Source organism: Novosphingobium sp. RL4 (assembly GCF_035658495.1).
GTDB lineage: Bacteria > Pseudomonadota > Alphaproteobacteria > Sphingomonadales > Sphingomonadaceae > Novosphingobium.
Genome location: NZ_CP141944.1, coordinates 42,792 through 64,501, shown reverse-complemented (window position 1 = coordinate 64,501; position 21,710 = coordinate 42,792). Strand labels below are relative to the sequence as shown.

Sequence of the window (21,710 nt, the reverse complement as noted above, 5' to 3'; positions counted from 1 at the left end):
GGGGGCGACGGAGTGTTGATGGAAATAGTGTTTTGAACGGCCCGAAACACCCGGTTCCCTACCCCAACCGCACCCCCATTTGACCCCCACGGCGCACCCTGCGTTCCCTGCTTGCTCCCCCGCCCGGCATCTGAAAGGCCGCGGGCAAGGACAGGAAAACCGGGGGTTCGAGTGACCAAGACGGTCGTCACGCTGGAAGACAAGTACAGGCAGGGCGAGGGGCAGGTCATGCTCTCGGCGCTGCAGGGCGTGGTGCGCCTGCTGCTCGACCAGTCGCGGCGGGACCGTGCGGCGGGGCTGAACACGGCGGGTTATGTCACCGGCTATCGCGGCTCTCCGATCACCACGCTCGATGCGCAGTTGTGGGCCTCCGAAAAGCTGATCACCGAACATCATGTGCGTTTCGAGCCCGGGTTGAACGAGGAACTGGCGGCGACCTCGGTGCGTGGCACCCAGCAGCTCGACTGGTACGGCAAGCCCAACGTCGATGGCGTTTTTGCGCTCTGGTACGCGAAGGGCGTCGGCGTCGAGCGCGCGGGGGAGGCGATCAAGGCGGCGAACTTCGAAGGCACGCACCCGAAAGGCGGCGCGCTGCTGCTCTGCGGGGACGACCATGCGGCGAAGTCCTCGCTGACCGCGCATCAATCCGAACACGTGCTGATGACCGCGATGGTCCCGGTGCTCTACCCGGCAACGACCGACGAGATTCTCGGCTTCGGCCAGTTCGGCTGGGCACTGTCGCGGGCCAGCGGGCTCTATGTGGCGATGAAGGCGGTGACCGACACGCTGGACCTGACCACGACCGTCACACTGCCCGGACACAGCTTCCCGATTGCCCCGCCGGAGATTCCAGCCGGGCCCTCTCCGAACTTGCGCATCGGGATGTCGGCGCTCGATCAGGAGAGAATGGTGATCGAGCGGCGCCTGCCGATCGTGCCACTTTTCACCGCGCTCAATCGCATCGACCGCGTGAGTCACGAGGCGCCCGGCGCGCGGCTGACGGTGGTGAGCGCGGGCAAGGCCTGGCTTGATCTCTGCCAGGCGCTGGCAGATCTGGGGCTGGACGAGGCCGGGTGTGCGGTGCTGGGGGTCAGGGTCGTGAAGCTCGGCCTTGTCTGGCCGCTCGACGTGACGTTCGTGCGGCAGGCCTGCGGGGGCAGCGCCGAAGTCATGGTGGTCGAGGAAAAGCGGCCCGTTATCGAGGACCAGATCGCCCGTCTGTTCTATGGCCGCGCCGATGCCCCGGCGCTTTCGGGCAAGACCGCGCCCGATGGCTCCGCGCTGCTGTCCGAAGTGGGTGTGCTCGATGCGGCCATGGTGCGGCGCGCGCTGATCGCGCGCATGGCGGCGCTGGGTATGCTGCACGATGACATAGCCGCGCGGGATGCCATGCTGCGTGAGCGGGAAGACTCCGCAGCCGTGCTGGAACGCACCGCGATCCGGCCGGCCTATTTCTGCTCGGGCTGCCCGCACAATACCTCGACCGTGGTGCCCGAAGGCTCGGCGGCGATGGGGGCGACCGGGTGCCACGGCCTTGCCCACTACATGCCCGAACGCAGCACCATGCAGACGGTGAGCATGGGGCAGGAGGGGATGCCCTGGATCGGCGCGCAGCATTTCGTCGATACGCCGCACATGTTCCAGAACCTCGGCGACGGAACCTACACGCACTCCGGCCTGCTGACGATCCGGGCCGCGGTGGCGGCGAAGAGCCGGGTGACGTTCAAGATCCTCTACAACGATGCCGTCGCCATGACCGGCGGGCAGCCCGCAGAAGGTGCGCTCAGTCCCGAGCAGATCGTGTGCGAACTGGTGGTGGAGGGTGTCCACCCGGTGGTGCTGGTGAGCGAGGAACCGGCGCGCTTTGCTGCGTCCGATCTGCCCGCCGGAACCCGCGTGCTGCACCGCGATGAACTGGATGCGGTCCAGCGCAGCTTGCGTGATCTCCCCGGCACCAGCGCCATCGTCTACGAGCAGACGTGCGCCAACGAGAAGCGCCGCCGTCGCAAGAAAGGGGGCTATCCCGATCCCGACAAGCGACTCTGGATCAATCCCGCGGTCTGCGAAGGCTGCGGCGATTGCTCGACGCAGTCCAACTGCCTCTCGGTCGTGCCGATCGAGACCGAGTTCGGCCGCAAGCGCGCCATCGACCAGTCGAGCTGCAACAAGGATTTCTCCTGTATCAAGGGCTTCTGCCCCAGCTTCGTCGAGGTTTCGGGTGGTACGCTCCGGAAACGCAGCATGGACGATGCCGCGCTGGCGCGCATGGTCGCCGCTTTGCCCGAACCGGCGGTGGCGGACTTGTCGGGCGGAGCCTCCGCCATGCTGGTGGCGGGCATTGGCGGTACCGGCGTGCTCACGGTTGGCGCGGTGCTGGCGATGGCGGCGCAGCTGGAGGGCAAGGCCGCCAAAGTGCTGGATCAGACCGGCATGGCGCAAAAGGGCGGCGCGGTGGCGAGCCATATCCGGATCGGCGCCGATGCAGCGGCGATCCCCTCGGCACGGCTGGGTGCGGGCATGGCGGATCTGGTGATCGCCTGCGATCTGGTGGTGGCCTCATCACCCGAAGTCATGGCACTGGCGCGGCCCGATACGCGGGTGCTGGCGAACGAGGACGTGGCGCCTACCGGCGAATTCCAGCGCAACCCGGACCTTGATCTGACCGCCAGCCGCTTCCTGCACGCCATCGGCAAGCGCGTCGATCCGGCGGGAATCGCCTCCCTGCGCGCGGGCTCGCTGGCGACGCGGCTCTTGGGGGACTCGATCTTCACCAATCTGATGATGCTGGGCTTTGCGGCGCAGAAGGGCCTGCTGCCGGTGCGGCTTGCCTCGGTGGAGGAGGCGGTGCGGCTGAACGGTGTGGCGGTGCGCGCGAACCTTGCAGCGCTGTCTGTGGGAAGATTGGCGGCTGCGGGCGGTGAAGACCTCTTAGCGCTGGCCGATGCTGGGCCTTCGGCACCCGAGCCGCCGCGCGATCTGGCCGCCCTGACCGCGCGTTACGAGCGCCTGCTGACTGACTGGCAGAACGCCGCCTATGCTGCGCAATACCGCAGGTTCATTGACGAAATCGCGGGCACACTTGCAACGCGCGGGCTGGAGGACAGCGAACCTCTGCTGCGCGAGATCGCGCGCCAGCTTGGTCGGCTCATGTCCTACAAGGACGAGTACGAAGTTGCCCGTCTCTACAGCGCACCGGCCTTTCGCGCGGGCCTGTCTGACGCATTCGGCGGCAAACCTCGCCTCAAGGTCCACCTCGCGCCGCCGCTGCTGGCTTTCCGCAAGGATCGCAAGACCGGCCGCCCGCGCAAGATCGCGTTCGGAAGCTGGATTTTCCCGGCTTTCACGATGCTGGCGAAGGCAAGGGGATTGCGCGGAACATGGCTAGATCCCTTCGGCCACACCGCCGAGCGGCGGATGGAACGCGCGCTGATCGGCGAGTACCGCGACCTTGCCCGCCGGATCGCGGCGCAAGTGGAGGAGGCAACGATGGACACTGCCCTCGCGCTCGCCGCTACCCCCGCACGAATCGCCGGCTTTGGTGCGGTAAAGGAGGCCGGTGTCGCTGCCTGCCGCGCCCGCGTGGCCGAACTCTCGCCCGAACTCGAACCGGCCTGACCGCCGGGGCGGTATCTACCCGCCGAAAATTGCCGTGCGAAAGCGATTGCCGCACGACCGGGCCCATCGCCGCTGGAGGGGAATCGGCCCGTGAATAACATCCGCATCAACGTCTCGTTCGACATGCGCTCGCCCGATTGGGCAACGCCGACGCACGAACTCTACCGCGCGGCGATCGAGATGGCCGCCTTCGTCGACAGGATCGGTGCCGACCAGATCGGGCTGATGCAGCATCACGGTTCCGATGACGGCTACCTGCCGCAGCCGTTCACGCTGGCTGGCGGCATGGCGGCGGTTACCAGCCGCATCCGCTTCCTGCTGGGTGCGGTGGTCCTGCCGCTGCACGATCCGCTGGAACTGGCCGAACAGATCGCGATCGTGGACCAGATGTCCAACGGCCGGCTCAACGTCATCTTCGGTGCCGGCTATGTCCCGTTCGAGTTCGCCATGTTCCGCAAATCCCTGAAGGACCGGGCGCGGCTGATGGACGAAGGGTTGGAGATCATCCTTCGCGCGCTTCGTGGCGAGAAATTCGAATTCGACGGGCGCCCGATCTACGTGCGGCCGCTTTCCGTGCAGGCGCCGGAGGATATCGTCATGGTTGGCGGCGGCGTTCCCGCATCGGCCCGGCGCGCGGCGAAGTTCGGTGTCGGTTTCGGGCCGATGAAGCCGGAACTCGTGGACCTCTACCTGGCCGAATGCGAACGCCTTGGCCACCAGCCTCGCACCTATTTCCGGCCTGTTCCCGGCATGCCGCTTGCGGTTCACTTGTGCGAGGATCCCGATGCCGGCTGGGAAGCGATCGCGCCGCATGCGGTCCACGTCATCACCGAATACGCCAAGTGGGCAGCCGCCGAGGGTGAGGATTCAAACTCCCCGTTCAAGGGGCTGACAGACCCGGCCGTGCTGCGCCACGCGGGCATGTTCGCGGCGTGGACGCCGGATCAACTCGTTGAAAAGGTGCGTTCGATGGGCGGCGCCGGGCAGATCGGATTCCAGCCGCTGCTGGGCGGGCTTTCACCGGAAGAAGGCTGGAAGAGCCTCAAGCTGCTGGAAGCGACGATGCCGCGCTTGAAGGAAGCGATGGGCTAGGTCCGGTACCGCTTTCGCAGGACTTCGAGGAAGGCGCTCGGCTGCTCGCCAGCGGCGTGCAGCAACCCGACCTCGCGGGCGAGTTCGAAGTCCCGCACCGGCACGAAGCGGACCGATCCGTCGGCAAAGCCTTCCGGCATCATTCCCACCCCCGCGCCGCTGCGGATCACCGCAAGGACGCGCTCGTCGCTGGTGGTCTTGAGGACGAAGCGGGGGCGGACGCCGCGCTGGGTGAAGAAGCGGTTGATCTCCGGCAGGGCCTCGCAGTGGCGGCGCAGTGCCATGCGGTCCTGCGCCAGTTGTTCGGCGAGAATTTCGGCCTCATCCGCCAGCGGATGGTCTGGCGGCAGCACCATCATGTAGCGTTCGCGGGCGAGAACTTCCGGCCGATAGCGCGCATGGTGCGGCCGTATGACGGTAAGCGCCACGTCGATCCGCCCGCGTTCGAGACGCTCGGCAAGATCGCGTTCGCTGCCATCGAGAAGTTCGAGCGCCTCCCCCGAGCCTTGCAAGCGGTGCTGGGCCAAGGCGCTGCCGATCAGCTGTGTGGGAATCGTGTTGAGGACGCCCACGCGCAGCAGGCTCGCTTCGGCGGGCTGCGCGAGTTCTACCAGAGCATGCTCATACTCGGCGGCGATGCGGCGGGCACGGACCAGGAACCGGCTACCGGCGGGGGTCAGGGCAACGCGTTGGCGATCCCTGTCGAACAGGCGGGCGCCCAGTTCCCGCTCCAGCTTGGCGATACCGGCGGAAAGGGTGGGCTGCGTAACCGCTACGCTGCGCGCCGCACGGCTGAAGTTGCCGGTTTCCGCCACGGCCAGGAAATAGCGCAGGAGATATTGGTCGATCATAGACACGATCTATTACGAAGGGCGGTAACTTTCAATTTCCGCTGCGGTCCCGGCATGTCTACACGGGAATGATAAGTCACTCGTATTGGGAAGAGGCCCGTTGGCCCGACTGGAGAATGAAGCATGAGCGCACCAGTGCTCCAGACCAGCCTGAATCTCGACAGTCCCGAAGCGCAGGCGCGCGATCGCCACAACCGGGCGCTCGTTGCCGAATTGCGCGGTAAAGTCGCCAGGGCGGCGCTGGGCGGTAACGAGAAGTCACGCGAACGCCACGTTTCCCGCGGCAAGCTTCTGCCTCGCGAGCGTGTCGAACGGCTGCTCGACCCCGGTTCGCCTTTGCTGGAACTGGGGCAACTGGCCGCCGAGGGGCTCTATGAGGACGACATTCCCGGCGCCGGACTGATCACCGCGATCGGCACCGTTTCCGGCCGCCAGTGCATGATCGTGTGCAACGATGCCACCGTGAAAGGCGGCACCTATTACCCGATCACCGTGAAGAAACACGTCCGCGCGCAGGAGATCGCGCAGGAAAACAACCTGCCGTGCGTCTACCTCGTCGACAGCGGCGGCGCCAACCTGCCGCACCAGGCCGAGGTTTTCCCGGATCGTGACCATTTCGGCCGCATCTTCTTCAACCAGGCGCAGATGTCCTCGAAGGGCATTCCGCAAATCGCCTGCGTCATGGGAAGCTGCACCGCCGGCGGCGCCTATGTCCCGGCGATGAGCGACGAATCCATCATCGTGAAGGAGCAGGGCACGATTTTCCTGGCCGGCCCGCCACTGGTGCAGGCGGCGACGGGGGAGGTGATCTCTGCCGAGGATCTGGGCGGCGGCGACCTGCACAGCCGCAAGTCTGGCGTGACCGACCATCTTGCCGACAATGACGAACATGCGCTGACCATCGTGCGCGATATCGTCAGCCACCTTGGCCCCGCCCATCATCACGACCAGCCGCTGCGCGAGCCGCGCCCGCCCAAGTACGATCCCGAGGAACTCTATGCCGTAGTGCCCGAGGACGTGCGCGCGCCTTACGATGTTCACGAGGTGATCGCCCGCATCGTCGATGCGTCCGAGTTCCACGAGTTCAAGGCGCTTTACGGCACCACGCTGGTCTGCGGTTTCGCGCATATCCACGGGCAGCCGGTGGCGATTCTCGCCAACAACGGCGTGCTGTTTTCGGAGAGCGCGCAGAAGGGCGCGCACTTCATCGAACTGGCCTGCCAGCGCCGCATTCCGCTGCTGTTCCTGCAGAACATCTCCGGCTTCATGGTCGGTGGCAAGTACGAGGCGGAAGGCATCGCCAAGCATGGCGCCAAGCTCGTCACTGCCGTGGCCACCGCCACGGTGCCGAAGATCACCGTGCTGATCGGCGGCTCGTTCGGCGCAGGCAATTACGGCATGTGCGGGCGCGCTTACGATCCGCGCTTCCTGTTCACCTGGCCCAATGCGCGCATCTCGGTGATGGGCGGCGAGCAGGCGGCCTCGGTGCTGGCCACCGTCCACCGCGATGCCGCGAAGTGGTCGCCCGAGGAGGCCGAGGCGTTCAAGGCCCCGATCCGCCAGAAGTACGAGGACGAAGGTAACCCCTACTACGCCACCGCGCGCCTGTGGGACGACGGGGTGATCGACCCGGCGCAGACCCGCGACGTGCTGGGCCTTGCGCTGGCGGCGTGCCTTGAGGCACCGATCCCCGAAAGGCCGCAGTTCGGCGTGTTCAGGATGTGATGGCGATGGCCGATAAGGATAGACTCTTCGTACTCGATACCGATTATGCCGATCCGGTATTCGGCGGCGCGCGTCGCTTCTACTGCAAGGATTGCGTGACGGTGGAGGGCCTGCTGGCGCTGTTCCCGGAGCGGGCGGGCAAGATCGAAGTGGTCCGCGTGGGCTGGCCGCGACCGCGCACGGCGGTGGTCGCCATGTTGGGCGAGGAAAACCAGAACCTCCCCGCGCTCGCCTTTGCCGAAGGCGGCTTCGCGGGCGATATCGAGGGCGTCCTTGCGGCGCTGCACACCCGTCACGGTTTCCCGGAGCGTCACCCATGATCCAGTCGCTGCTGATCGCCAACCGCGGCGAAATCGCCTGCCGCGTCATCCGCACTGCCCGCCAGATGGGCATCCGCACCGTTGCGGTCTATTCCGACGCCGACGCCGATGCGCTGCATGTGCGCGAGGCGGACGAGGCCGTGCATATCGGGCCCTCTGCCGTGCGGGAAAGCTACCTTGTCGGCGAGAAGATCATTGCCGCTGCGAAGCAGACCGGCGCCGAGGCGATCCACCCGGGCTATGGCTTCCTCTCAGAAAACGCGGCGTTCGCGCAGGCGGTGATGGACGCGGGGCTGGTCTGGGTCGGGCCGAACCCTTCGTCGATCACCGCGATGGGCCTCAAGGACGCGGCCAAGACGCTGATGGCGGAGGCCGGGGTTCCGGTGACGCCGGGCTACATGGGCGCGAATCAGGAGCCTGCCTTCCTGGCAGAAGAAGCCGCAAAGATCGGCTATCCCGTGCTCATCAAGGCCGTTGCCGGCGGCGGCGGCAAGGGCATGCGGCTGGTCGAGGCACCCGAGGCTTTCGTTGACGCACTGGCATCGTGCAAGCGCGAGGCGGCGTCCTCGTTCGGCAACGACCACGTGCTGATCGAGAAGTACATCGCCAGTCCGCGCCATATCGAAGTGCAGGTTTTTGGCGATAGCCACGGCAACGTCGTCCATCTGTTCGAACGCGACTGCTCGCTCCAGCGCCGCCACCAGAAGGTGATCGAGGAAGCTCCGGCGCCCGGCATGGATGCCGCAACGCGCGAGGCGCTCTGCGCGGCGGCGGTGCGTGCGGCCAAGGCGGTCGATTATGTCGGCGCCGGCACTATCGAATTCATTGCCGACGGTTCCGGCCCGCTTTCCGCAGACCGCATCTGGTTCATGGAAATGAACACGCGCCTGCAGGTCGAGCATCCGGTGACCGAGGAGATCACCGGCGTCGATCTGGTCGAATGGCAGCTTCTCGTCGCCAGTGGCCAGCCGCTGCCGAAATCCCAGGAAGACCTCACGATCGACGGCTGGGCGATGGAAGCGCGCCTCTATGCTGAAGACCCGGCCAAGGGCTTCCTGCCCAGCATCGGCAAGCTCGAACTGCTGGAGTTCGGCGATGCCGAAGGCGGCCGCATCGACACCGGCGTTTATGAAGGGGCCGAAGTTTCGCCCTTCTATGACCCGATGATCGCCAAGGTCATTGCCTGGGGCGAAGACCGTGACGAAGCGCGCGAACGACTGGGCGAGATGCTGGAGGACAGCGCCGTCTGGCCGGTGCGCACCAATGCCTCGTTCCTCGTGAAGGCCCTGCAGCATCCCGACTTCGCGGCGGGCAAGGTCGACACCGGCCTGATCGCCCGCGACGGCGAGGCCATGGCGCAGGCCCCGGTGCCTTCGGACGAAGTGCTGGAGGCTGCTGCCAATTCCCTGGTACCGGCAAATTCGTTGCCCGGTTTCCGCCTCAATGCTGCACCGGCGCGTAGCGCGTGGTTCTCGCTCGATGGCGAAAAGGTCGAGATCGCGCTGACCGGCGATGGCAGTGATGAGCCTGATGAAGGCGTGCTGGTCACCGAGCAGGGACAGGCCTGGCTGCTTACGCCGTGGCGCCGTGACGGTGTGCATGGCGGCGTCGATGCCTCGGGCGCGATCCTTGCGCCGATGCCGGGCAAGGTGATCGCGGTCGATGTGGCCCAGGGCCAGATCGTCACCAAGGGCCAGAAGTTGCTGACGCTCGAAGCGATGAAGATGGAACACACCCTGACCGCGCCGTTCGATGGCACGGTTGCCGAACTCAACGCCACTGCCGGGGCACAAGTGCAGGTCGAAGCCCTGCTCGCCCGGATCGAGGAGAGCGAATAATGCCGGGCAGGTTTTTCGACGAATGGACCGTGGGGGACCGGATCACGCACCAGCCCGGCCGCACGGTCACCGAGACCGACAACCTGATGTTCTCGGCCATGACGCACAACATGCAGCCGCTCCATCTGGACGCCGAATTCGCCAGGCAGAGCGAATTCGGCCAGATCCTCGTCAATTCCACTTTCACCTTCAGCCTCGCCGTGGGCCTATCGATTGCCGACACCACTGTGGGCACGCTCGTCGCCAATCTCGGCTTCGACAAGGTGGTGACGCCAAAGCCGACCTTCATCGGCGATACGCTCACCTGCCATTCCGAAGTGGTCGAAATGCGCGAGAGCAAGTCTCGGCCCTCGCAGGGCATCGTCGTGTTCAAACACGAACTGACCAACCAGCGCGGCGAGACTGCGCTCTCGATGCTGCGCACCGTCCTCCTCAAGAAGCGCCCTTCCTGACGCTCTGGCGTAATTAATCCGGTCGGCGAAGCTGGCACGGTCCGGGGAATGACCGGCACTTCAACCTAGAATTCGGACCAATCCTCACCGGAGTTCGAGGGGCTGACCGCCAAGTTTCGGCTTACCGGCATAAGCGCGGGGCGTAGCGGGGCGGCCACCGGGGCGGGCGCCGCGCGCCGTGACAGGAGACGCACCGGTGCATTTGTACCCTGGTTCAGCCTGAAGCGCGCGGTCAGTCCGGCAAGTTCTTCCGCTTCCGAGGCCAGGCCGCGTGCCGCGGCGGCGGTTTGCTCGACCATGGCGGCGTTCTGCTGGACCATCTGGTCCATGCTGGCGACGCCGCCGCTGATGTCGGTCAAGGCCTCGGACTGCACTTCCGCCCCTTGGGCGATCGCATCGACCAGCTTGTTGATCTCGGCGATCCGGGTGCCGATCCGCTCCAGCATGCGGCCGGTCCGGCCTACCAGATCGACCCCTTCCGCGACTTGCGTGGACGACGTGGTTATCAGCCCGCGAATTTCCCGCGCCGCATCGGACGATCGCTGGGCCAGCGCCCGCACTTCGTTGGCGACGACGGCGAAACCGCGCCCGGCATCGCCAGCGCGCGCGGCCTCCACCCCCGCATTGAGCGCCAGCAGATTGGTCTGAAAGGCGATGCCGTCGATCAGGTCGGTGATCTGGTTGATCTGCAGCGAGCTCTTCTCGATCGCGTCCATTGCGGTAACCGCATTGCGCACGACTTTGGCACCGTCATCGGCGTCCCCGCTGGCCGCGCCGACCGCGATGCGAACCTCACCGGCGCTGCGCGCGGTGACTTCCACCATGCCCGTCACATGTTTCATGGAAGCCGAAGTGCGTTCCAGCGTGGCCGCCTGGCTTGCCGTGCGCTGCGCGAGATCATCCGACGCGGCGCGGATTTCGGCCGAACCGGTGCGCACGCTTTCGGCGGAGGACACGACTTGCGCCATGCTCGCTTCCAGACCGGCGACAGTGCGGTTGAAGCTGGCCCGCAGGCTTTCATATTCATCGGCGAAGGCGGTTTCCAGCTTGACCGCCATGTCACCGCCTTCAAGCGAGAGCAGGCCGCGTTCCAGTGAGTCCACCATCTGCTGGCGGGTGGAGTTGAGCTGGAGTTCGACGGCATTGTCCCGGAACACCGCCATGGCCTTGGTCATCCGGCCCACGCAATCGCTGTGATCGGTGAAACGTATCGGGCTGACAAGATCGCCGGCAGCCAGCCCTTCCATGCGAACGACCGTCTCGACATAGGGATCGCAGATCAGTTTGCCGCTGATCTTCACAGTGACGAGCGATGCTGCGAGCGCCACGACCGCCAGGCCGATTCCGGCCACGGTGAAATGTCGGGCGGCGAGGACCGAGCCAGCTGTCGAGAGCAGCCCCCACAGACCATGCACATAGAACAGGGTGCGGAACTTGAGCCGGATCGGCGCGTATTTTTCGAACCAGTTGAACATTCTCGGCCTCGCTGACCATTTTCCGCGAGGACATGTGCCTCCGGCGAGCCCGTGATGTACGCGGCATTTGCGAAGGATTGGCGGATGGCCGCTAAGGGGATTCAACTAGCGGCGCGGGCAAAGGCATGAGGGCGGGATCACCGCCCGGCACCGGAAGTACAAATTTTTCGGGGTGGTGGAGCCGGGGCGCCTTACATAGTCGGCAGAAGGTATGAACATGCCGGTGCAACACGCTTCCTGGGGCCTTACCGAGAAGGAGAAGCAGACGCTTCGCCTGATCGTGAGGGGGCATGACGCCAAATCCATTGCCCGCACGCTCGACCTTTCGGTCCACACGATCAACGAGCGGCTGCGCGATGCGCGGCGCAAGATGGCGGTGTCCAGCAGCCGGGAAGCGGCACGCCTGCTGCTGGAGGTGGAGAGTGACCGGACCGGCTTTCCGACCCCCGAACTGCTTGTGGACGCGCAAATCGGGGCAGACGCGGCGGCGCGCCCGGGGGATGGGGCAGAGGCGCCGATCGGCGGCGCAGGGTGGCTCCATCGCCATCCCCGGATCAGCATCGGAGTTCTGCTCATGACCATTGCCCTCGGCCTTCTGGCGCTCGCCAGCCTGACGCAAGTTTCCGCGCCCTCATCGTCAGCACCGACCTCTGCGGTCAATCAGGAGGTCGTCGATGCGGCGCGCCAATGGTTGACGCTGGTGGATCAGGGCCGCTGGGAGGATAGCTACAAGGGCACCGGCTCCGCATTCCACAAGCTGAACACCCTGCAGGTATGGGCGGAGACCTCCGAAAGGGTCCGGGTGCCGCTGGGGGCGGTGATCTCGCGCACGTTGCTCAGCCAGGAGAACCTGCCCGCGCCGCCTGCCGGCTATGAAGTCGTGAAGTTCCGCACCAGCTATGCCAACAAGGCGGATGCGGTGGAGACGGTTTCATTGGCGCGCGAAAATGGCGTGTGGCGCGTGGCGGGTGTGACCATCGAGTAGGTTGGGCGCGCGTACGGGGGCGTCCCTTTGGACTTCCCCTAGCCCGCCAGATGCTCGCTGAGGGACCGCGCCGCGCCGACCAGCGCCTGCTTCACCCGGTCCATCTCCCCGCGCAAGGTCGCGCCGATGCCGATGGCGACCAGCGCGTGGGAGGGGGCGCCGCTGCCGCGACCGCCTTTCCACACCGGCGCCGCGATCACGGTGACCCCGGCGATATAGTGGCCGTCGTCCACGGCGATCCCGGTCAGCTTCGCTTCGGCGACTTGTGCGCACCATTCCTGCCATGACGGCGCCTCGTCCCAGCGCAGCGCTTCGAACCGGGGGCGCAGCGCTTCGAGGTCCGGCGCCCCGAAGGCGGCGATGCAGCGGCCGGTGGCGGAGACAAGCGCGGGGAAGCGGCTGCCGACCTGGGTCGAGAGTTGGAAAGCCTCGCCCGATTGCGCCATCGCGGTGACGATGATGTGGTCGAGCCCGAAGATCTGCACACCCAATGTGGTCAGTCCGAACTCGCGCGAGATACGGTCGAGCGGGGACTGCGCGAGGTCGTTGAACTGGTCCCGTTTCAGCCAGGCGCGGGCGAGGGTGAGGACCCCGGCATCGAGAGCGTAGCGCTTGGTGTCCGGGTCGAAAGCGACCAGTTCCTCGGCCACAAGCGCCCGTAAAACATAGAGACAGGTGCTGGGCACGAGCCCCAGTTCACGCGCCACGGCCTGTACCCCCATGGGCGATCCACGTTTCCCGAGCAGGCGCAGCACGGCTGCCGCCCGGGCGATGGCGGGAGCCTTGCTGGCGCGCACGGCGTCTTCGAGAGGATCTGTGGGGCTAGCCATTCAATATATAGAATAACATTCAATATTTACAAAACAAGCCTGCTTCATCACATTTGCTGAACACAAGAACAAACGGTCGGCGCCGAATCGCGAGAAGCGAATCGTGCTGGCGCGGAAGCGGGATGAGCGATGGTGAAGTTGACCGACCTTTCGAGCTATGCCGATGCGCAGGCGCACGCCTCTTCGGCCGCGCTGTGGGACCTGTTCGACGGCGACCGCGAGGTGCTGAACATCGCGCATGAGTGCATCACCCGCCATGCCGATGGTTCGGGACGGCCGGCGGTGCGGATTGCCCACGCAGATGGCCGCGATGAAATCCTCAGCTTCGATCTGATTGCCGCTGGTGCCGCGCGGTTCGCGCACTGGCTCGATGCCGAGGGCGTGCAGCCGGGTGAGCGGATCGCCTTCATGCTGGAACCCTCGCTGCCGTTCTACGTCTGCCTGTTCGGGGCGATGCAGACCGGGGCGATCTCGGTGCCGCTGTTCACGCTGTTTGGTCCCGACGCGCTCAAGCTGCGGATCGACGACTGCAAGCCATCGATCCTCATCACCAATGCCGAAAAGGCGGAGCTCGCACGCGGGGCGGTGACGGCGGAAAACGGGCTGCGCGTGATCGTCGCGGACGATGGCCTGCTGGACGAGATCGCGAAGTATCCGGCCACTTATGAACCTAAGACCAGGGCGGGCGACCTGGCGGTGTTCCAGTACACCAGCGGCACCACGCGCGAACTGCCGGAGGCGGTGAAGCACACGCACAAGGCATTGGTTACGCTGATGTTCGCGGCGCTCTACGGCACCGGGATAAGGCCGGGCGATGAGTTTTTCTGTCCGTCCTCGCCCGCATGGGGGCACGGTCTGTGGCACGGCACGCTGGCGCCGCTCGGTCTTGGCGTCACCACCGGCACTTTCGCCGGACGCTTCGATCCGGTGCGGCTGATGAAGGCGCTGGACGATTACGGCATCACCAACATGTCGGCCGCGGCTACGCACTACCGGATGATGAAAAACAGCGGCGCGGCGGGGGACTTCAAGTTCCACTTCCGCAAGCTGTCCTACACCGGGGAGCCGATCGACCCGGCGACTCTGGAATTCATCGACGGAGCCTTCAAGGTTCCGGTTTGCTCGATGTACGGCACGACCGAAATCGGCGTCGTGCTGGTGAACTATCCCGGCGCACCGGACTTCACGGTGAAGCCGGGATCGCTGGGCAAGGCGGTTCCGGGCCAGAAGCTGGAAGTGCAGCGCCCTGACGGTACGCCCACCGCGCCCGGCGAGATCGGCGAACTGATGCTCTGGCGCGGCGGTGCCTGGATGACCACCAAGGACCGCGCGAAGATCGATGAGGACGGCTATTTCTACCACTGCGGCCGCGCCGACGACGTGATCATCTCGGCCGGCTGGACGATGTCCGCCGTCGAGATCGAGAACACCATGCTGCGGCATGAGAACGTGCTCGAATGCGGCGTGATCGGCGTGCCGGACGAGAAGCGCGGGCAAGTGGTGAAGGCTTTCGTCGTGGCGAACCGCGCCGGAGACGATGCCTTCGTAAAGGAGCTTCAGGACTTCACCCGCCAGAAGCTCGCCCAGCATGAATTCCCGCGCATCGTGGAGTTCGTGGACGAGCTTCCCAAGAACCCGGCCGGCAAGGTCCACCGCAAGATGCTGCGCGATCGCGAAGCGGCGAAGGCCGCCGAAGCGGTCGGCTGAACCCAATCCGAAAACTCAGGAGAGTACCGAAATGGCAACCACAGCAGAGTCCAAGTTCCCCAAGATCACCGAGGCCGGCCTCGACGATCTGCGCGCCCGCATCGGCGTGAAGATCGAGAACACCGTCGAGCCGTGGAACTACGAAGCCACCCGTGACGCGATCCGCCACTATGCCCACGGCATCGGCGACGACAATCCGCTGTGGTGCGATCCGGAATATGCGAAGAACACGAAGTACGGCTCGATCGTCGCGCTGCCTTCGTTCCTCTTCACCACCAGCCGCATCGTCTCGGGCTACTGCGGCGGTCTTTCGGGCGTGCACGCCATGTGGGCGGGTGCGGACTGGACCTGGCAGAAGCCGGTGCTGCGCAACGACACCATCACCACGGTGGCCTATCTCAAGGATCTGGTCGAGCATCAGACCAAGTTCGCCGGTCGCTCGTTCCAGCAGATCTACCACGTCGACTTCTTCAACCAGCACGGCGAGCAGGTTGCCGGCGCCGACAGCTGGGTGTTCCGTACCGACCGTGACGAGGCCCGCGAGCGCGGCACCAAGTACACCGAAGCGCGCGGCCGCGTTGAGCCCTTCACCCAGGAACAGCTCGACGAATTCTACGACATCTACGACCAGGAAGAGATCCGCGGCGCCACCCCGCGCTACTTCGAGGACGTGAACGTCGGCGACAAGCTGCCGCCGATGATGAAGGGCCCGATGACCGTCACCGGCTTCATCTGCTACGCGCAAGGCTGGGGCGGCCTCTACATCCGCGCCAACAAGCTGGCCTACAAGATGCAGAAGGCCCACCCGGGTCTGGGCATCCGCAACCGCTTCAACGTGCCGGACTGCCCCGAGCGCGTGCACTGGGACGAAGCTTTTGCTCTCGAAGTGGGCGCGCCGGGCGCTTACGACTACGGTCCGGAGCGTTGCTCGTGGCTGACGCACCACATGACCAACTGGATCGGCGACGACGGCTTCCTTACCAAGTCGGACTGCCAGATCCGCCGCCACAACCCGGACGGTGATGCCATCATCATCACCGGCGAAGTGACGCGCAAGTTCGAGGAAGGCGGCAAGAAGTTCGTCGAAGTGTCGCAGAAGGCGACCACCCATCGCGGCGAACTCTCGGCCTTCGGCACCGCCGTTGCGGAACTGCCCAGCAAGGGCTGATCGCAAGAGGCATTGCCGCCGATAGCGGCATGGCGATTTCGGCCCGGACCTTTGCAGAAGGTTCGGGCCGTGTCGTATGAGTGGCCGTGAGAAAACGGGAGAGCAGGCAGTGGGACAGGATGCAGCAGCGCCGCAGTTCGAGGCCAATGGCAATGTGCGGGTTCCGGCCTTCACCTTGCCCGTTTCCAGCCTGCTGAGCGAGGAAGCCGCAGCCTTCCAGCGCATGCGTGCCACCACCCCCGCTTTCGATGCCGCCGGTGAGAACGAAGCGGACATCGCCGCCCGGCGTGAACAGATCAATGCCTATGCCGCGCAGGGCGTCGCCCGCCTGCGCGACAATTTCGCGGTAGAGATCGTCCCCAGGACCATCGGCGGCGTGGAGGTGCTCGACGTGACCCCGGCCGACGGCAGCCACGATCCCGAGCGCGTGCTGATAAACCTGCACGGCGGAGCCTTCACCGTCGGGTGGGACGGGATCGCGCTTCTCGAGGCGATCCCCATTGCCGCGCTTGGCAGATATCGCGTCGTGAGCGTCAACTATCGCATGGCGCCCGAGCATCGCCATCCGGCAGGCGTGGAAGATGTCGCGGCGGTCTATGCCGCGCTGCTGGCGGACTATGCCCCCGGCCGGATCGGCATCTATGGCGGTTCCGCAGGCGGCGCACTGACGGCGCAGGCCGCCGCTTGGCTGCCGGCGCATGGACTGCCGCAAGCGGGCGCGGTGGGCATCTTCGGCGCGGGCGGAGTGCCGTTCGGAACCGGAGAGTCTGCCTATGTCGCAGGCTATATCGACGCATCTTTCCCGCCGCCACCCGCTGACGGCAGCACGCCCATGGATATCACGCGCGGCTATTTCGACGGCTGCGATCCGCGCGATCCCAGCGCCTGGCCGGGCTATCACCTGGACGTGCTGGCGACCTTTCCGCCCACGCTCATCATCACCGGCACCCGCGCGATGGACCTCAGCCCGGCGATCTTCACAAATTCGCAGTTGCTCAAGGCCGGCATCCGTTCGACGCTGATCGTCGGCGAGGGCATGGGCCACTGCTACCACTACGGCCTCCACATGCCCGAGGGGCGCGATGCCGTGGCGGCTATCCTCTCCTTCTTTCGCGAGAACCTGTCCCGATGAATGCAGACGAACCGGTAAACCGGGCTTGGGCCGGGCCGCTCGCCGGTGTGCGCGTGATCGACTTTACCCGCGTGCTGGCAGGCCCCGCCGCCAGCCTCGCGCTGGCCGACATGGGCGCCGAGGTTTTCAAGATCGAGCCGCCCGGCACGGGTGACGAAACCCGCTCCTTCCCGCCGCTTCGCGATGGGGAGAGCCACTATTACCTCGCGGTCAATCGCGGCAAGCAGTCCATCGTCGTCGATCTCAAGACGGAGGAAGGGCTGGCTCTCGTTCGCGATCTGGCGGCCAAGTGCGACGTGCTGGTGGAGAACTATCGGCCGGGTGTGATGGAGCGGCTGGGGCTCGGCTACGATACGATGAAGGCCATCAACCCGCGCCTGATCTACTGTTCGATCTCGGGCTATGGCCAGACCGGGCCGCTCAAGGACCGGCCCAGTTTCGACATCGTGCTGCAGGCCATGTCCGGCGCGCTTTCGATGAACGGAGAGCCTGACGGACTGCCGACCAAGCTGGGCATCCCGCTGGGCGATCTGGTTGGCGGGATCAACGGGCCGATCGGCATCCTCTCGGCGCTCTACGAACGCGAGCGGACCGGGGTGGGGCGGCATATCGACGTCAGCCTGATGGACGGGCTGATCGGGATGCTGGGCTATATCGCGCAGCTTGCCTTCTTCAACGGCACGGACCCGAGCCGGGTGGGGTCGCAGCATCCCAATCTCGTGCCTTACGGGATTTTCCCGGCGCGGGAGGGCTCGATCGTGGTCGCCTGCCTCACGCCGGGCTTCTGGAGCCGTATCTGCCGCTCGATCGACCGGCCCGAACTTACCGAAGACCCGCGCTACGACACCCTGGAGAAGCGCCGCGATGCGCGGACCGAGGTGAACGCCATCGTCAGCGCCTTTACCGAGCGGCACAGCGTGGACGAACTCGTGGCGATATTCACCGCGCATGAAGTGCCGCATGCCCCGATCCTCGGCGTTTCGGAAGCGCTGGCGCAGCCGCAGGCGGTGGAGCGCGAGATGGTGGTGGAAACGCAGCACAGCACGCTGGGGCCGATCCCCATCGTCAATCGCCCGATCCGCTTCACCGACGCGCCCCAGCCCGTGCCCAGCGCGCCGCCGGTATTGGGCGAGCACACCGATGCGATCCTTGGCAACGTGCTCGATCTTTCGCCGGAGCGAATTGCGCAGCTGCGGAACGCTGGAGTGGTTGCCTGAGCCCCCACATCGGGCAAGGCTGGCGGGACAAGACTTGAGAGGATTTCCAGATGGCAGACCTGCGCTTTGACAATAGAGTCGCCGTGATCACCGGCGGCGGGCGCGGGCTTGGCCGGGCTCATGCCCTGTTGCTGGCCAGCCGGGGCTGCAAGCTGGTGATCAACGATCCTGGCGTCTCGATGGCGGGCGATGCCACCGAGGAAGGTCCGGCGGAAGCGCTTGCCGCTGAAATCCGCGCGGCCGGCGGAGAGGCGGTGGCCAATACGGACAGCGTCGCCACGCCTGAAGGCGGAAAAGCCATCATCGGGGCGGCGCTCGATGCCTTCGGGCGGATCGATATCCTGATCCACTCGGCCGGCAACGTCCGGCGGGGCAGCCTTTCCGAGCTTTCCTACGAGGATTTCACCAGCGTCCTCGATGTTCATCTGAAGGGCGCCTACCACGTCGTGCGTGAGGCTTTCCCGCACATGATGGCGCAGGGCTATGGCCGCATCGTGCTGACCAGCTCGATCAACGGGCTCTACGGCAAGTCCGACAATGTGACTTACGCGATGTGCAAGGCGGGCTTCATGGGCCTGTCCAACACCGCCGCGATCGAGGGGCAGCACGCCGATGTGAAATCCAACCTGATCGTTCCTGCCGCCGTCACCCGCATGTCGGAAGGGATCGACACCAGCCAGTTCCCGCCGATGGAGCCGGAACAGGTGGCGCCGATGGTCGGCTATCTCTGTCACGAAAGCTGCGAGGCCACCGGCGAAATGTTCGTGGCGATGGGCGGCCGCCTGGCGCGCGCGCGCATCACCGAGAACGAGGGGGCGTTCCGCCAGGACTGGTCGCTGGAGCAGGTTTCCGCAGATATCGACGTTATCCGGCAGGGCGGCGAGACGCTGGCGTTTCCGCCGGTGCCCGATGGGCAGCTCGAACACCTTCTCTATGGTTTCGGCGTGATTCGCGGGGCGACCACGGCCGCCTGACAATTATCTGCATTTCAAGGATTTAATGCTAGCGCATTCAGGATGCGCTTTCTCATTTGCCTGACATTCACCCTGATGTCCTTGCCCGGCGTGGTTTCGGCCCATCCGGGCGGCGTGAATGCGGCCGGTTGTCATAGCAACCGCAAGACGGGGGATTATCATTGCCACGGCAGCAGGGCCGCGCCCGCGCCCGCGCCTGTCAGGCCGCAGCGGTCCTCGGGCGGAGCGGGCTATTATCCCAATTGCGCCAGCGCGCGGGCAGCGGGCGCCGCTCCGCTGCGCCGTGGTGACGCGGGATACCGTCCGGGGCTGGACCGGGACGGCGATGGAATCGCCTGCGAATAGGAGGGAAATGGTGGGCGGTGAGGGGCTCGAACCCCCGACCCTCTCGGTGTAAACGAGATGCTCTACCAACTGAGCTAACCGCCCGGAGCACTTCGTGAAGTGCTTGGTGGACGCCGCTTTACGACAATTTTCGGCCGGGTCAACCGGGTGAAGCGTGGTTTGTGCCGTTTCCTTTCGCCTCGCGCGAAAGGGGGATCGCCGTGCGGAACAGGCTGTTCTCCGCTTCCCAGTCCATCCGCACGCGGCGATGGGCGATAAGCCAGCGGCCATCCGCCTCTTTGCGCAGCCGGTCCAGGTAGATTCCGGCGTGGTCGGGGCCGATGTTCGTCCAGGCCTGCCAGTAAGTGCGCGCCGCCGCGTTTCCATCGCCGGTGATCTCGATCTGCGAGGTCGTGAGGTGATGACGCACGAAGGTGGCGGCGTGGACCGGGGTGCCGGTGGCGGCGCTGTCCAGCCAGCCCTGCTGCCAGGCGCGGATTTGCGAATGGCCTTCGAAGCGGAACGCGCGGTCTGCCGGAACGTGCTCGCTTTCCAGGATGGCGTCGGCGGTGAAGCAGGCGGCGAAGTCATCGATCTTCAGGCGATCGCCGGCCATGGTGTAGCGGGCGATCACGTCACGGATCGCCTCGCGCGCGAGCATGTCTTCCATTGTCAATTCCGCCCTCCCGCAGTGTGCTCCTACAAGGAGTCACGAATGCAGGAAGGCGGGTCAAGCGCAACTACCAGTCGAACCAGCGGCGACGGCGGACTTCGGGAACGCCGTCATGGTTGTAGTCGGTAATGACAGTGCGCGGTGCGGCCTCGACATAACCGGGGGCCACATGGCCGTCGGTCATGGCTTCGGCCCGTGCCTCGGCCCGCGCGGCGCGCAGTTCGGCATCGCGGATACGTTCCTCGGCATCGCGCGCGGCCAGTTCTCCCCGGCGCTCGCGGGTAATGGCGTAGTAGTGGTTCCACATCTGGCTGTGCGCGAAGGCCAGGCACAGGCCGCCGATGATCGCGACGTTCTTTAGCGCCATGATCTGCTGCATCGGGTCGGTGAAGCGGTTGTGGAAGAACAGGATCGTCGCCGCGGTAAACAGCGCCAGCAGCACCGCGACCAGCCGCACCATGAAGCCGGCGGCGAGGCAGAGGCCGGCGATCAGTTCGAACAGGCCGGTGGGAATCGCGAGGCCGGCAGGCAGGCCGGTGGCGACGATCATGGTTTCGGTAGAAGCGACGTCCATCAGCTTGGAGGCGCCGGAAATCACGAAGATCAGGGCGATCAGGAATCGCCCGATTATGGCTGCGATCTTGGACATGTCTTCTCTCCCGACATGGCATTCATGCCCGGAGAAGCGGATATGGCGGCGGATTGTTCCCTGGGCCTTGAACCTAGAGCCGGGGCAGGGTCACGCCGCGCTGGCCCATGTATTTGCCGGCCCGGTCGGCGTAGCTCGTCTCGCAGGGTTCGTTGCCCTTGAGGAAGAGGAACTGGCAGGCGCCCTCGTTCGCGTAGATCTTGGCGGGCAGCGGCGTGGTGTTCGAGAATTCCAGCGTGACGTGCCCTTCCCAGCCCGGCTCCAGCGGGGTGACGTTCACGATGATTCCGCAGCGGGCATAAGTGCTCTTGCCGAGGCAGATCACCAGCACGTCGCGCGGCACGCGGAAATATTCGACCGTGCGGGCCAGTGCGAACGAGTTCGGCGGAATCACGCAGACGTCGGTATGCCGGTCCACGAAGGAATTGCTGGCGAAGTCCTTGGGATCGACCACCGCCGAATCGACATTGGTGAAGATCTTGAACTCCGGCGCGACGCGGGCGTCGTAGCCGTAGGACGAAAGGCCGTAGGAGATGCATCCATCGCGGCGCTGGGCCTCGACGAAAGGCTCGATCATTCCGTTTTCGAGCGCCTGCTCGCGGATCCACTTGTCGCTCAGGATAGACATGGGACAAGTCTTTCCCGATGCGGGCAAGCGCGACAAGTCCCCGGGAAATCTTGTC

The 21,710-nt window shown here is 65.6% G+C and carries 19 protein-coding genes and 1 tRNA gene; 13 read left to right on the top strand and 7 right to left on the bottom strand.

Going from position 1 to position 21,710, the window contains the following annotated elements:
* Positions 1–171 precede the first annotated feature (171 nt).
* Both U9J33_RS00320 and U9J33_RS00315 read left to right on the top strand, forming a co-directional pair.
* Entirely contained in the window at positions 172–3,615 is a 3,444-nt protein-coding gene (locus U9J33_RS00320) for an indolepyruvate ferredoxin oxidoreductase family protein (protein WP_324697100.1), read from the top strand.
* Between the two features lie 90 nt (positions 3,616–3,705).
* The gene (locus U9J33_RS00315) at positions 3,706–4,707 is read left to right on the top strand and encodes an LLM class flavin-dependent oxidoreductase (protein ID WP_324697098.1); all 1,002 of its coding nucleotides are present in this window, start codon (positions 3,706–3,708) and stop codon (positions 4,705–4,707) included.
* On the opposite strand, the gene U9J33_RS00310 is transcribed toward U9J33_RS00315, so the two are convergent.
* Positions 4,704–5,558, bottom strand: coding sequence for a LysR family transcriptional regulator (locus tag U9J33_RS00310; protein ID WP_324699084.1), 855 nt, complete (start codon positions 5,556–5,558; stop codon positions 4,704–4,706). The two genes, U9J33_RS00315 and U9J33_RS00310, sit on opposite strands and share 4 nt — an antisense overlap.
* 123 nt (positions 5,559–5,681) lie before the next feature.
* Between U9J33_RS00310 and U9J33_RS00305 the strand changes: the two genes are divergently transcribed.
* Genes U9J33_RS00305 through U9J33_RS00290 form a run of 4 tightly spaced genes read left to right on the top strand, consistent with a single transcriptional unit; the run spans position 5,682 to position 9,893 of the window.
* Entirely contained in the window at positions 5,682–7,283 is a 1,602-nt protein-coding gene (locus U9J33_RS00305) for a carboxyl transferase domain-containing protein (protein WP_324697096.1), read from the top strand.
* Positions 7,284–7,288: 5 nt separating this feature from the next.
* On the top strand, positions 7,289–7,603 hold the full coding sequence (locus tag U9J33_RS00300) for a DUF3088 family protein (protein WP_324697094.1): 315 nt from the start codon (positions 7,289–7,291) through the stop codon (positions 7,601–7,603).
* On the top strand, positions 7,600–9,441 hold the full coding sequence (locus tag U9J33_RS00295) for an acetyl-CoA carboxylase biotin carboxylase subunit (RefSeq protein ID WP_054438326.1): 1,842 nt from the start codon (positions 7,600–7,602) through the stop codon (positions 9,439–9,441). The genes U9J33_RS00300 and U9J33_RS00295 overlap by 4 nt, the downstream gene beginning before the upstream one ends.
* Positions 9,441–9,893, top strand: coding sequence for a MaoC family dehydratase (locus U9J33_RS00290; RefSeq protein WP_324697091.1), 453 nt, complete (start codon positions 9,441–9,443; stop codon positions 9,891–9,893). Before U9J33_RS00295 ends, U9J33_RS00290 begins: the two co-directional genes overlap by 1 nt.
* A 65-nt stretch (positions 9,894–9,958) precedes the next feature.
* On the opposite strand, the gene U9J33_RS00285 is transcribed toward U9J33_RS00290, so the two are convergent.
* Complete coding sequence (locus tag U9J33_RS00285) at positions 9,959–11,368, bottom strand: methyl-accepting chemotaxis protein (RefSeq protein ID WP_054438322.1); 1,410 nt, start codon at positions 11,366–11,368, stop codon at positions 9,959–9,961.
* Positions 11,369–11,579: 211 nt separating this feature from the next.
* Between U9J33_RS00285 and U9J33_RS00280 the strand changes: the two genes are divergently transcribed.
* Entirely contained in the window at positions 11,580–12,353 is a 774-nt protein-coding gene (locus U9J33_RS00280) for a helix-turn-helix domain-containing protein (protein ID WP_324697088.1), read from the top strand.
* Between the two features lie 38 nt (positions 12,354–12,391).
* Here U9J33_RS00280 and U9J33_RS00275 read toward each other — a convergent pair whose 3' ends face one another.
* Entirely contained in the window at positions 12,392–13,183 is a 792-nt protein-coding gene (locus U9J33_RS00275; protein ID WP_324697086.1) for an IclR family transcriptional regulator, read from the bottom strand.
* Between the two features lie 129 nt (positions 13,184–13,312).
* On the opposite strand from U9J33_RS00275, the gene U9J33_RS00270 reads away from it, so the two are divergent.
* From U9J33_RS00270 to U9J33_RS00245, 6 genes are all read left to right on the top strand, one after another.
* Positions 13,313–14,890 carry an acyl-CoA synthetase gene (locus U9J33_RS00270; protein WP_324697084.1) on the top strand — a complete coding sequence of 526 codons (1,578 nt, stop codon included), beginning with the start codon at positions 13,313–13,315 and terminating at the stop codon, positions 14,888–14,890.
* Between the two features lie 31 nt (positions 14,891–14,921).
* Positions 14,922–16,058, top strand: coding sequence for an FAS1-like dehydratase domain-containing protein (locus U9J33_RS00265; RefSeq protein WP_132388156.1), 1,137 nt, complete (start codon positions 14,922–14,924; stop codon positions 16,056–16,058).
* Between the two features lie 109 nt (positions 16,059–16,167).
* On the top strand, positions 16,168–17,190 hold the full coding sequence (locus U9J33_RS00260; RefSeq protein ID WP_324697080.1) for an alpha/beta hydrolase: 1,023 nt from the start codon (positions 16,168–16,170) through the stop codon (positions 17,188–17,190).
* Entirely contained in the window at positions 17,187–18,407 is a 1,221-nt protein-coding gene (locus U9J33_RS00255; protein ID WP_185998508.1) for a CaiB/BaiF CoA transferase family protein, read from the top strand. Before U9J33_RS00260 ends, U9J33_RS00255 begins: the two co-directional genes overlap by 4 nt.
* A 50-nt stretch (positions 18,408–18,457) precedes the next feature.
* Positions 18,458–19,381, top strand: a complete 924-nt coding sequence (locus U9J33_RS00250) for an SDR family NAD(P)-dependent oxidoreductase (protein ID WP_185998509.1) — start codon at positions 18,458–18,460, stop codon at positions 19,379–19,381.
* Between the two features lie 42 nt (positions 19,382–19,423).
* On the top strand, positions 19,424–19,726 hold the full coding sequence (locus U9J33_RS00245; RefSeq protein ID WP_324697077.1) for an excalibur calcium-binding domain-containing protein: 303 nt from the start codon (positions 19,424–19,426) through the stop codon (positions 19,724–19,726).
* A gap of 8 nt (positions 19,727–19,734) precedes the next feature.
* Here the strand turns inward: U9J33_RS00245 and U9J33_RS00240 are convergent.
* From U9J33_RS00240 to dcd, 4 genes are all read right to left on the bottom strand, one after another.
* A tRNA-Val gene (locus U9J33_RS00240) sits at positions 19,735–19,810 on the bottom strand.
* Positions 19,811–19,865: 55 nt separating this feature from the next.
* Positions 19,866–20,375, bottom strand: a complete 510-nt coding sequence (locus tag U9J33_RS00235; RefSeq protein ID WP_054438190.1) for a nuclear transport factor 2 family protein — start codon at positions 20,373–20,375, stop codon at positions 19,866–19,868.
* Positions 20,376–20,445: 70 nt separating this feature from the next.
* Entirely contained in the window at positions 20,446–21,027 is a 582-nt protein-coding gene (locus U9J33_RS00230) for a DoxX family protein (RefSeq protein WP_054438188.1), read from the bottom strand.
* Between the two features lie 73 nt (positions 21,028–21,100).
* A complete protein-coding gene (gene dcd, locus U9J33_RS00225; protein WP_054438186.1) occupies positions 21,101–21,655 on the bottom strand; it encodes a dCTP deaminase in 555 nt (184 codons plus the stop codon).
* Between the last annotated feature and the right edge of the window lie 55 nt (positions 21,656–21,710).